Annotated in this window: 8 protein-coding genes and 1 pseudogene; 8 read left to right on the top strand and 1 reads right to left on the bottom strand. The window is 35.6% G+C overall.

All coding sequences use genetic code 11. The features are described from left to right. Positions 1–28: 28 nt before the first annotated feature. From JNUCC83_RS04555 to JNUCC83_RS04540, 4 genes and pseudogenes are all read left to right on the top strand, one after another. A complete protein-coding gene (locus JNUCC83_RS04555) occupies positions 29–352 on the top strand; it encodes a helix-turn-helix domain-containing protein (RefSeq protein ID WP_454459949.1) in 324 nt (107 codons plus the stop codon). Then, complete coding sequence (locus JNUCC83_RS04550) at positions 331–819, top strand: IS3 family transposase (protein WP_454461037.1); 489 nt, start codon at positions 331–333, stop codon at positions 817–819. The genes JNUCC83_RS04555 and JNUCC83_RS04550 overlap by 22 nt, the downstream gene beginning before the upstream one ends. Before the next feature lie 84 nt (positions 820–903). Next, a complete protein-coding gene (locus JNUCC83_RS04545; RefSeq protein ID WP_454459153.1) occupies positions 904–2,145 on the top strand; it encodes an IS256 family transposase in 1,242 nt (413 codons plus the stop codon). A 182-nt stretch (positions 2,146–2,327) separates the two neighbouring features. After that, positions 2,328–2,702 (top strand): annotated as a pseudogene (locus JNUCC83_RS04540) (transposase); the annotation flags it as partial. Positions 2,703–2,764: 62 nt separating this feature from the next. Here JNUCC83_RS04540 and JNUCC83_RS04535 read toward each other — a convergent pair. Further along, complete coding sequence (locus JNUCC83_RS04535) at positions 2,765–3,973, bottom strand: MFS transporter (RefSeq protein WP_454461036.1); 1,209 nt, start codon at positions 3,971–3,973, stop codon at positions 2,765–2,767. 260 nt (positions 3,974–4,233) lie between these two features. On the opposite strand from JNUCC83_RS04535, the gene parE reads away from it, so the two are divergent. From parE to pflA, 4 genes are all read left to right on the top strand, one after another. Then, the gene (parE, locus tag JNUCC83_RS04530; protein ID WP_454461035.1) at positions 4,234–6,249 is read left to right on the top strand and encodes a DNA topoisomerase IV subunit B; all 2,016 of its coding nucleotides are present in this window, start codon (positions 4,234–4,236) and stop codon (positions 6,247–6,249) included. 28 nt (positions 6,250–6,277) lie between these two features. After that, a complete protein-coding gene (gene parC / locus JNUCC83_RS04525) occupies positions 6,278–8,734 on the top strand; it encodes a DNA topoisomerase IV subunit A (protein ID WP_454461034.1) in 2,457 nt (818 codons plus the stop codon). A gap of 304 nt (positions 8,735–9,038) precedes the next feature. After that, positions 9,039–11,285 (top strand): formate C-acetyltransferase, encoded by a 2,247-nt coding sequence (pflB, locus tag JNUCC83_RS04520; RefSeq protein ID WP_454461033.1) that lies wholly within the window; start codon positions 9,039–9,041, stop codon positions 11,283–11,285. Between the two features lie 78 nt (positions 11,286–11,363). Further along, positions 11,364–12,137 (top strand): pyruvate formate-lyase-activating protein, encoded by a 774-nt coding sequence (gene pflA / locus JNUCC83_RS04515; RefSeq protein WP_454461032.1) that lies wholly within the window; start codon positions 11,364–11,366, stop codon positions 12,135–12,137. Positions 12,138–12,220 lie beyond the last annotated feature (83 nt).

Here is a 12,220-nt window from a genome sequence, read left to right as displayed (position 1 = left end):
AAATGAATTTAACGGAGGTGTATTTTTTATGGTTAAAAGGATTGCTTATCCAGTAGAAGTAAAAGAAGAAGCTATAAAAATGAAACTTGAAGGTAAAACAACATCAGAAATTATGAATAAACTCAACATTCGGAATAAAACTCAGGTGAAAACATGGTGGAAATGGTATAGAAATGGAGAATCTTATCGATTCTCTCAAGGTGTGGGAAAACAATATACTTATGGAAAAGGTAATGAACACTTTTCACCTTTAGAAGTTCTAGAAAGAGAAAACAAGTACTTGAAACAGGAAATTGATGTTTTAAAAAAATACAAGGAGTTGGAAAGGATGTGGAAAAAGAAGTATTCATAAATTTAGTTGATTCTTATAAAGGAAAACTATCTATAACATGGTTATGTCACTATTTTGGGATAGCTAGAAGTACTTACTATCGTTGGTCTAAGAAAGAATATGTTGCCGATAATCGAATTAAAATGATTGAGCAGCTGTGTAAAGAAAACAAGTTCACTTATGGTTATCGAAAAATCACTTTTTTACTTCGTAAAAAGATAAAAGTGAATCATAAAGTTGTTCAGCGTATTATGCAAAAATATGGATGGAGTTGTCAGGTGAAAATAAAGAAAGAAAAACGTCCTGGTTCTATTTATTTTAAAACTACTAATGTAATTGATAGAGACTTTAGTTCAAGTAAGCCACTAGAAAAACTAACAACAGACATCACTTATCTTGATTATGGTCCTAAAAGACTCTATCTTTCTAGCATTATGGATTTGTTTAATGGAGAAATACTTTCTTATACAATAGAGAGTGTAATATAAACTGTGTAAGTAACCTACCATCCTAGGTAGTGGGTTGCTTCGCGGTTTTTCTTTTTTTACAATAGATTAAAGGAGTGAGAAGCTGTGGCTAAAAAGAAAAGAGACCAAAAATCAGCGAAGTTAGCTCAATCAATTATTGACATCTATCAACCAGAATCGGTTGAAGATATGCAAGAAGCTTTAAAAGATGTTTTTGGACCGATGTTTGAAGCTATGCTACGTGGAGAATTAGATAATCATTTAGGTTATGAGAATCAGTCAAGACAAGAAAAAGAAACTCAAAACAGACGGAATGGATATGGAAATAAAAAGTTAAAAACAAGTTTCGGTGAATTAGACATTCAGGTTCCAAGAGATAGAGATGCTTCTTTTGAACCAGAAATTATTCCTAAAAGAAGCAAAGACGTTTCAAGTATTGAAAGTAAAGTTCTTTCTATGTATGCCAAAGGCATGAGTCAACGAGATATTGCCTCGACAATTGAAGATATTTATGGCTTTACTATTTCTCATGACATGGTGTCGGATATCACAGATCAAATATTATCAGAACTTGAGGAATGGCAAATCAGACCTCTGGCCAAATGCTATGCCTTCTTGTTTGTTGATTGTATGTATGTCACTCTAAGAGAAAATTATGAAGTGAAAGAATGTGCAGTGTATACAATTCTTGGCTATGATTTAAAAGGAAATAAAGAAATTTTAGGCCTTTGGTTAAATCAAACAGAATCAAAAAACAGATGGATGCAGATTTTTGATGAGATTAAAGAGCGTGGAGTTGAAGATATTCTATTTATTTCAATGGACGGCGTATCAGGACTTGAAAATGGTGCTAAAGCTATTTTCCCAGGCGTTGTGGTTCAACGTTGTTTAGTTCATTTAGTTAGAAATGCCCTTCGCTATGTACCAAGTAAGAGTTATAAAGAAGTTTGTAAGGATATGAAGTCTTTTTACAGCGCTTCTTCTTTAAAAGCTGCTCAAACAGCTTTTGATACCTTTCAAACAAAGTGGGCTATTTATCCAGGAGCTGTTGATGTTTGGAAAAGAAATTTTCAACATGTTGAACAACTATTTGATTATGGATCAGCTATTCGAAAAATAATGTACACAACAAATGCTGTAGAGAGTGTTCATTCAAGTTTCCGTAAGGTAACTAAAAAAGGCGCTTTCCCTAATGAGAATGCCCTTCTTAAGCTGCTATATCTTCGAGTAAAAGAACTTCAAAGTAAATGGGAAGGTGGACACGTTCACAATTGGGCTATGGTGCTTAATCAATTAACTGTTAATGATTCTTTTTCAAAACGAGTTGAAAAATATAATCGGTACTAATCAAAATAGGTTGGATATATATAATTTGACAACGAGTCTCTCGTCCTGTGAATTTTTATCGGGACAAGAGCTTTATTAAAAATGCCCTCTTATCCTCGAAGATTATCACAGGACGACTCATTGTCAAATTGTCGTTCTATTATTATTTAAAATTACTTACACACTTAACTTGACAAACCCATACAATAAGTGAAAAACAGGACATATCTTGTGTTTTAGACACACTAAATAAATTACCTAAACTTCCAGATAAATGTATACTTCATTCGGATCAAGGTTCTGTGTATACTTCATATGCTTATTATCACGCAACAAAAGAAAAGAGCATTACCAGAAGTATGTCCCGAAAAGGGACTCCTGCAGATAATGCTCCAATAGAATCGTTTCATTCCATCCTAAAGTCTGAAACGTTCTCATTACACCCAGAGCTTGGAAGCTCTACAATTAGTGTAATTGAAACTGTACAAAATTTCATCAACTATTATAATAAAGAAAGAATTCAACAAAAATACGACTACTTATCTCCAGTTGACTATCGGAAAAAAGTAATCGCATAGGTGTTTTTATTACTGTCTCATTTTAGGGGTTCAGTCCCACCATGTCTAAGTCTTTTTTATGTTTAATAATTTTCAGCGCCCTTTTTAAGAAACATTAAAGAAATAGTTGCTAGAATACCAAGAGCTAGAAAGTAAATAAATGCGGATAAATAAGATCCAGAGCTATCCACTAAAGCACCGATAATAATTTGAGCAGTGGCACCACCCAAAATACCACCTGTTGAGATAGTAGAGTAACTTGGTGCAAAGTTTTTACCTGTAAATACTTTTAGTGGAATGGTCATAAGTGTGACAAACGCAACAGTCATTGATAATGTTGCGATTCCTAATACTAAAATAAATAGAATCAGTGAGTGAACGTAGTAAGATAAAAAGACAAATACAGAGCCAAGTGTTGCCATAATCATGATCACTAGTGTGTCTTTTTCAGCAAAGAATTTACTAACGACTAGACTCCCACCAATTGCACCTACCAATGCAAACACTCCAACAACTGAACTCACAAATCCTGATTGGGTTAATGTAATTCCACGTTGACTTGTTAGAAAACTTGGTAGCCAGTTGTTAATACCGTAAAGTAAGCTATTAACAAAAAAGGCTGCTGCAAATAACGTCCAAATATTTCGGTTGTTCCAAATTTTTAATAAAGAAACTTTTTCTTTGTCTTGCTCGCTTAGGTCGTCATTCTGTTGTTTTGCCGGTGTTGGAATGCCTTTTGCTATAATAAATGACGCAATAATAGCAATCACTGTTAAAAGCGTGTACGCAATTTTCCAATTATATTTGTCAATGATTGGCGAAAGTAAGATTGGGCCAATCACTCCCGCAATACCAGAAGAAGAGATTAAAACCCCTTTAGCAAACGTTCTGCGCTCAATTGGGAAATGATCGATAATCTCCTTACTTGAAGCGGATGGGTAGCCAGAATGAGCTAACATTCCTGTTAAGAGCCTAATGGCTAACAACATGGTGACTGTTTGGCTAAAGCTAAAGATAAAATCGAATACCCCAATCATAAAGATTGACCAGATGAGTACTTTTTTTGCTCCAAATTTATTAATCGCAAAACTCATAGGAATTTGCATAATAGCATAACCAATAAAAAAAGCACTTAAGATGAGTCCTTTTTGGCTTTCAGTCATTGGGATATCTTTACTGATTGATATGATAGAGATTCCCACAGATAATTTATCAATATAGACTATCACATAGCCTAAGAATAACGTAGAAAGTAGTAGTGATAAATTAACATCTTTGTTTGTTTGATTCATACGCATGTCCTTTCTTAAAAAATTTAACCATTTATTAAATATACAGTTTTTTTAAAACGTTGTAAATTAAATTTAAAAAGTTCATATATTTTTCTTGAAAATCTCACTTTGCAAGAAATCTTGTTTTATTATAGAATAAGGGATGTTGCCGTTAGGATGGGGGAATACCTGTTCTTTACATCGGCTAAAAGATAGCCTATTATTGATAAGGACAAGCATGAAACTTGTTTACGTTATGATGGTAGAAAAGGAGTTTACCTATGTCAAAAGAAATAAATAGACAATACGATGATTCATCCATTCAGGTATTAGAAGGTTTAGAGGCGGTACGAAAACGTCCAGGGATGTATATTGGATCAACAGACTCTAAAGGATTACATCATTTAGTATTTGAAATCTTTGATAATGCGGTTGATGAAGCATTGTCTGGTTACGGTACAGAAATTGATGTCACAATACATAAAGACAATAGCATAAGCGTCAGAGATTATGGCCGTGGTATGCCAACTGGGATGCATGCTTCAGGGAAACCAACGATAGAAGTTATTTTTACGATTCTTCATGCCGGTGGAAAATTTGGGCAAGGTGGCTATAAAACATCTGGAGGTCTTCATGGTGTGGGAGCTAGTGTTGTTAATGCTCTATCAAGCTCACTAACAGTTGAAACAATAAAAGATGGCCAACTGGCGACTTTATCATTTAAAGATGGTGGTCATCCTGATGGGAAATTCAAAAAAACAAAAACATCAATTAAACAAAATGGTTCAATGATTACATTTAAACCAGATGCATCAATTTTTTCGACAACTGTGTTTTCATATGACGTGTTATCAGAGCGTTTGCGTGAGTCAGCCTTTTTACTAAAAGGGATCAAAATCACACTAACAGATGAGCGTGACGGACAAGAAAAAGAAAATGTCTTTTTATATGAAGATGGGATTAAAGAATTTATTGCTTATTTAAATGAAAGCAAAGATGATTTATCGCCAGTTGTTTATTTTGCCGGTGAAAAAGAAGGCATTGAGGTTGAGTTTGCGTTTCAATACAATGATGGCTACTCAGAAAATATTTTATCGTTTGTTAATAATGTGCGTACAAGAGACGGTGGAACGCATGAAGTTGGGATGAAAACTGCGTTAACAAAATCGTTTAATGAATACGCTAGAAAAACTGGCTTGTTAAAAGAAAAAGATAAAAATTTAGAAGGCAGTGATTTTAGAGAAGGACTATCAGCAATTATTAGTGTGCGTATTCCTGAAAATCTTCTTCAGTTTGAAGGACAAACAAAAGGAAAATTAGGCACACCAGCTGCAAGAACCATTGTTGAAACAGTCATTAGTGACCAACTAGGGTTTTATTTATTAGAAAACAATGACTTGTCTCAAATGTTGGTTAAAAAAGCGTTGAAAGCTCGTGAAGCCCGTGAAGCGGCACGTAAAGCCCGTGAGGATAGTCGTAATGGGAAAAAACGTCGTAAAGGCGAATCGTTATTATCTGGTAAATTGACCCCAGCGCAATCACGTAATCCAAAGAAAAATGAATTGTATTTAGTCGAAGGGGATTCTGCTGGAGGTTCTGCCAAACAAGGACGTGACAGAAAATTCCAAGCGATTTTACCGCTTCGAGGAAAAGTTATTAATACAGAAAAAGCAAAATTACAAGATATATTAAAAAATGAAGAAATCAACACGATGATTTATACCATTGGTGCGGGTGTTGGCCCTGATTTTGATATCGAGGATGTTAATTACGATAAGGTGATTATTATGACCGATGCGGATACAGATGGGGCGCATATTCAGGTGCTTTTATTGACATTTTTCTATCGCTATATGAAACCATTGATTGAAGCTGGAAAAGTGTATATTGCCCTACCACCACTTTATCGCGTGAGCAAAGGTCGTGGTAAGAGTGAGCAACTTGAATATGCTTGGACAGATGATGAGATGGCTGATATTACAAAACGCATGGGTAAAGGGTATTTAATCCAACGATACAAAGGGCTTGGTGAGATGAATGCTGATCAGTTATGGGAAACAACGATGAACCCAGACACACGTACGTTGATTCGTGTGACCATTGATGACTCTGCTCGAGCAGAACGTCGCGTCACAACGTTAATGGGTGATAAAGTGGAGCCTCGTCGTAAATGGATTGAAGAACATGTTCAATTTACACTAGAAGAAGATGGCAGTATCTTAGAAAATCATGAGGTGATGGAAGATCACTCAAATCAAGTATCTGAAGACATAGAAGACATTAAATTGTTTGATTAGTTAGTACCTATAAAAGGAGAGAACCAGAATGAATCAAGAACATGGGATTCAAAATCTTAGTCTTGAAGATGTAATGGGAGATCGTTTTGGTCGTTATTCAAAATACATCATTCAAGATAGAGCCTTACCAGATATCAGAGATGGGCTAAAACCTGTGCAACGTCGTATTTTATTTTCGATGAATAAAGACGGCAATACATACGAAAAAAGTTTTAGAAAATCAGCAAAATCTGTCGGTAATATTATGGGGAATTACCATCCTCATGGTGACAGTAGTATATATGAAGCAATGGTTCGAATGAGTCAAGATTGGAAATTACGCGAGCCCTTAATCGAAATGCACGGAAATAACGGGAGTATGGACGGTGACCCACCTGCTGCGATGCGTTATACGGAAGCACGTTTGTCAAAACTTAGTGGTGAGTTATTAAAGGATATCGAAAAAGAAACGGTTGATTTTGTGTGGAACTTTGACGATACAGAGAAAGAACCGACTGTGTTACCAGCTGGTTTTCCTAACTTGTTAGTCAATGGGTCAACAGGAATTTCTGCTGGATATGCAACAGAAATTCCAACGCACAATTTAGGTGAAGTTATTGACGGGACGATTTATTTAATTGATCACCCAAATGCTTCAGTGGATAAACTCATGGAATTTATTCCTGGACCTGATTTTCCGACAGGTGCGATTCTTCAAGGGAAAAAAGAATTGAAGAAAGCCTATGAAACAGGAAAAGGCCGCGTGATTATTCGTTCGAAAACAGAAATCGAGCCGTTAAAAGGTGGACGTGAGCAAATCGTCATTACTAAAATTCCCTATGAGGTTAATAAAGCGAATCTAGTCAAAAAAATGGATGAACTTCGCTTAACAAAACGTGTCGAGGGGATATCTGAAGTCAGAGATGAAACAGATAGAACAGGCTTACGTATTGTGGTTGAGCTTCGTAAAGAAGTTGACGCAGAAGGGATTTTGAACTACTTACTTAAAAATACAGAACTTCAAGTCAATTATAACTTCAACATGGTGGCTATTAATCAATTAAGACCACAGCAAGTTGGTTTAAAAGACATATTAGAGGGCTACATTACCCATCGTAAACAAGTGATTATTGATCGTAGCCAATTCGACTTAAACAAGGCGAAAAAACGTGAGCACATTGTTTTAGGGTTGATGAAAGCTTTATCCATTTTAGATGATGTGATTCGTATTATTCGTCAGAGTAAAGACAAAAAAAATGCGAAAGATAATTTGATTTCAGCGCATGATTTTAGTGAGGAGCAAGCAGAAGCTATCGTCTCACTTCAACTTTATCGATTGACTAATACGGATATTACAGCGCTTGAACAAGAAGCAGCTGAATTAGAAGAATTAATCAAATCACTGGAGTTAATTATCAATCATCCAGGCGAATTATTGAAAGTCATGAAAAAAGAATTACGTGAAGTGAAGAAAAATTATGACACAGATAGACGCACAGTGTTAGAAGATAAGATTGAAGAAATTAATATCGAAACAGCTGTGATTGTCCCTCAAGAAGATGTGATGGTTAGTGTCACACGCGAAGGGTACGTCAAACGCAGTAGCCTACGTTCGTATGGTGCGTCAAAAGATGATGATATCGAAATGAAAGACACAGACGAGCTGATTTATGCGTCACAATTAAACACACATCATCACGTGTTATTTGTTACAACAAAGGGGAATATTATTTATCGACCTGTGCATGAATTAACAGATAAGAAATGGAAAGATGTTGGTGAACATTTTTCACAAACTCTAAGCACGTTGTTACCAAATGAGCAGATTTTAAAAGTCTTTCCTTATGAAATGCTTGATGAGACGAAAGAATTTGTGTTTGTCACTAAAGAGGGCATGATTAAACGCACATTGATGAGTGAATTTGCTAGCTGGCGAACGTATAAGAGCCGTCCGTTAATGTGTATGAAACTAAAAACAGAGACTGACGAGTTAATCAGTGCGAATCTGATTGATTCAAAAACAGAGTATGATGTCACGTTAATCAGCCATTTAGGTTTTGGATTACGGTATGATTTAAGTGAAGTGCCGACAGTCGGTGCTAAGGCATCAGGAGTAAAAGCTATTAACCTCAAAGAAGGCGATTATTTAGTAGCAAGTCATATCTTTAAGAGCAATGAAACCTCACATCTGGCAACTATTGTGACACAACGTGGGTCAGTGAAGAAAATGGACTTATTGGACTTAAGTAAACTTGGGCGAGCGAAACGTGGGTTAATGGTATTACGCGAGTTGAAAAGTAATCCTCATCGTGTGTTCTCGAGCGTTTCAAGTAATGACAATGACGAGTTAATAATAGTAGAAACAGAGAATGGGCAACTCTATGAATTAGACGTTAAAGATATACCTTTAAATGATCGAACATCAAATGGTTCCTTTGTTTCAAACGAAAAAGTAGATGGTGAAGTCGTCAAAATAAGTATGTCACAAAAAGAAAAACAAGATTAGCTGAGCAGGAGAAATCTTTCGGGATTTCTTCTGTTTTCTGTTATAGGACACATATAAAAATGTAATCGCTGTTATAACACAGTTTAAGATGGATATTGAAACAGTTTGGCTTCTAAATACTCTTAATAAAATATTAAGAAAGTCTATTCTCATAAGCTTAAAGGAATTTTGTGTTTTTTTTAACAATAATTGTAATTTTTTTCACTATAACACTTGCGTGAAACTGTTTTTGTGTTATACTGAGCATGTAAAGAAATTAAACATTAAAACTTTGAAACAACTAACTTAAGGAGGTTCTCATATTATGGGATACTGGGATGGATTTAAAGGTAGTAAATGGCGTACACAAGTGGATGTTAGAGATTTTATTCAAGCAAACTACACAGAGTACAAAGGTGACGACAGTTTCTTAGAGCCAGCTGCTGATAGCACAGAAAAATTATGGACTAAATTACAAGAATTATTTGAAGTGCAACATGAAAAAAATGGTGTTTACGACATGGATAACAATATCCCTGCAACAGTAACATCACATGAACCTGGATACTTAATTAAAGAAGAAGAAAAAATTGTTGGTTTGCAAACAGATGTACCATTGAAACAAGCATTTATGCCATTTGGTGGTATCAACATGGCAAACAACGCATTAGTATCAAACGGTTATGAAGTTGACGATGAAATGACAAAAATCTTCTCTGACTGGAGAAAAACACATAACCAAGGTGTATTTGATGCTTACACTCCTGAAATGAGAGCCGCTCGTAAAAATAAAATTATCACAGGTCTTCCAGATGCTTATGGCCGTGGACGTATCATCGGTGACTACCGTCGTTTAGCTTTATACGGAATCGACTTCTTAATCGCTGAAAAGAAAAAAGACTTATCTAACGTTGGTAACAAAGTAATGACAGATGATGTGATTCGCTTACGTGAAGAAGTATCTGACCAAATCAAAGCATTAGTTGACATTAAAGAAATGGCTACTTACTACGGATTTGATATTTCTAAACCTGCTAAAAACGCTCAAGAAGCTATCCAATGGGTATACTTCGGTTACTTAGCAGCTATTAAATCTCAAAATGGTGCAGCTATGTCAATCGGACGTATCTCAGCTTTCTTAGATATCTACATCCAACGTGACTTAGAAAATGGTGTAATCAACGAAGCAGAAGCTCAAGAACTAATTGATCACTTAATTATGAAATTACGTATGGTTAAATTCGCTCGTACACCAGAATACAACCAATTATTCTCTGGATACCCAATTTGGGCAACATTATCTATTGCTGGTATGGGAATTGACGGACGTTCATTAGTGACAAAAAATGATTTCCGTATCTTACATACATTAACAAACATGGGACCATCTCCAGAACCAAACTTAACAGTATTGTATTCTTCTCATTTACCAGAAGGATTCAGAACTTACTCTGCTAAAATTGCGAAAGAAAGTTCTTCAATCCAATTTGAAAATGATGATTTATTACGTGCTAACTGGGGATCAGATGATTGTGCGATTGCTTGTTGTGTGTCTGCTACAGTTATGGGTAAAGACATGCAATTCTTCGGAGCTCGTGCTAACTTAGCAAAAGCTGTGTTATACGCAATCAACGGTGGGGTTGACGAAGTGACTAAAGCACAAGTTGCACCTCGTTTCCGTCCAATGACTGGTGATACATTAAACTATGATGAATTTATCACTCGTTACAAAGATATGTTAGATTGGTTAGCTGAGTTGTATGTTAATACATTAAATGTTATCCATTACATGCATGATAAATATGCTTATGAAGCACCACAATTAGCATTTATGGATACTCACTTGAAACGTACATTTGCAACTGGTATTGCAGGTATCTCTCATGCGGCTGATAGTATCATGGCTATCAAACATGGTAACGTACAAGTTATCCGTGACGAAGATGGTTTAGCAGTAGACTATGTGCCACAAAATGAGTTCCCAACTTATGGTAACGACAATGAAGAAGCAGATGATATGGCAAACTGGATCTTGGATTACTTCATGACTCAAATCAAACGTCAACACACATACAGAAACTCAACACCTACAACATCATTATTAACTATTACTTCTAATGTTGTTTATGGTAAAGCTACTGGTAATACACCAGATGGACGTCGTGCTGGTAAACCATTAGCACCAGGTGCTAACCCAAGTTACCAAGATGGCAAATTCTTAGGTGAGAAAAATGGTCTTTTAGCATCATTAAACTCAACTGCAAGACTTGCTTATACATCAGCGTTAGATGGTATCTCAAATACTCAAACTATTAACCCTAATGGTTTAGGTAAAGATGATGATACTCGTATTAACAACTTACGTAACGTAATGGATGGCTACTTCGACAGAGGTGGATACCACTTGAACGTGAACGTCTTTACAACAGATTTATTATTAGACGCTCAAGCTCATCCTGAAAAATATCCAAATTTAACTATCCGTGTATCTGGATATGCTGTTAAATTCCGTGATTTAACACCAGAACAACAAGCTGACGTAATTTCTCGTACAGCTCATGATAGAATGTAATTAAACAATTAGTAAAATAAAAGGATGGCTGTTTTAGCGGTCATCCTTTTTTTAAAGCAAAGTTAGGAAGTGACTAAAATGACAGAATCAGTAACAGGAAGAATTCATTCGACAGAAAATTTAGGGACAGTTGATGGTCCTGGCGTTCGTTTTATCGTATTTATGCAAGGATGTAAAATGCGTTGCCAGTTTTGTCATAATCCTGACACATGGAAAATCGGTGGGGGACGTGAAGTGACGACTGATGAGGTATTAGAAGAAGCGTTACGTTATAAATCTTACTGGGGTGAAGAAGGTGGTATCACGATTAGTGGTGGTGAACCATTGCTTCAACTTGATTTCATCATTGATTTATTTAAAAAAGCTAAAAAGCATGGTATCCATACAACAGTCGATACATGTGGGAAACCATTTACGTTTGAGGAACCTTTTTTTAGTAAATTTAATGAGATGTTGAAATACACTGATCTGTTTTTATTCGATATTAAACACATCGATCCACAAGGTCACAAAGAACTAACCATGCACACAAATGATAATATTTTAGAGATGGCGAAATATCTATCTGATATCGGGCAACCTGTTTGGATACGACATGTCTTAGTGCCTCAAAGAACAGATTATGATGAGTATTTAATTCGTTTGAATGCATTTATAGAAGAGCTAAAAAATGTTGATAAAGTGGAAGTGCTACCTTATCACACGATGGGATTGTTTAAATGGAAAGATTTAGGGATAGATTACCCATTAAAAGGCATTGACCCACCAACACAAGAACGTGTTAAAAATGCGCAAGACTTACTGCACACATCTGCTTATACTAAGTACAAAGAAAAACGTCCGGTTAAATAATAGATGAAAAAGATTAGGAGCTAGTTTCCTAATCTTTTTTGTTGAGAAAGGCTTCAACAGATAGTCTGATAGAAAATCGTTCT

The sequence above is a fragment of the Vagococcus sp. JNUCC 83 genome (assembly GCF_053667615.1).
The sequence above is the reverse complement of the archived record's forward strand: the minus strand, read 5'-3'. Positions and strand labels throughout refer to the sequence as shown.

Excerpts from the sequence above, each read along its gene's own strand:
- pflB (WP_454461033.1), top strand. The coding sequence starts at position 9,039 with ATGGGATACTGGGATGGATTTAAAGGTAGTAAATGGCGTACACAAGTG.
- JNUCC83_RS04555 (WP_454459949.1), top strand. The coding sequence starts at position 29 with ATGGTTAAAAGGATTGCTTATCCAGTAGAAGTAAAAGAAGAAGCTATA.
- JNUCC83_RS04535 (WP_454461036.1), bottom strand. The coding sequence starts at position 3,973 with ATGAATCAAACAAACAAAGATGTTAATTTATCACTACTACTTTCTACG.
- pflA (WP_454461032.1), top strand. The coding sequence starts at position 11,364 with ATGACAGAATCAGTAACAGGAAGAATTCATTCGACAGAAAATTTAGGG.
- parC (WP_454461034.1), top strand. The coding sequence starts at position 6,278 with ATGAATCAAGAACATGGGATTCAAAATCTTAGTCTTGAAGATGTAATG.
- parE (WP_454461035.1), top strand. The coding sequence starts at position 4,234 with ATGTCAAAAGAAATAAATAGACAATACGATGATTCATCCATTCAGGTA.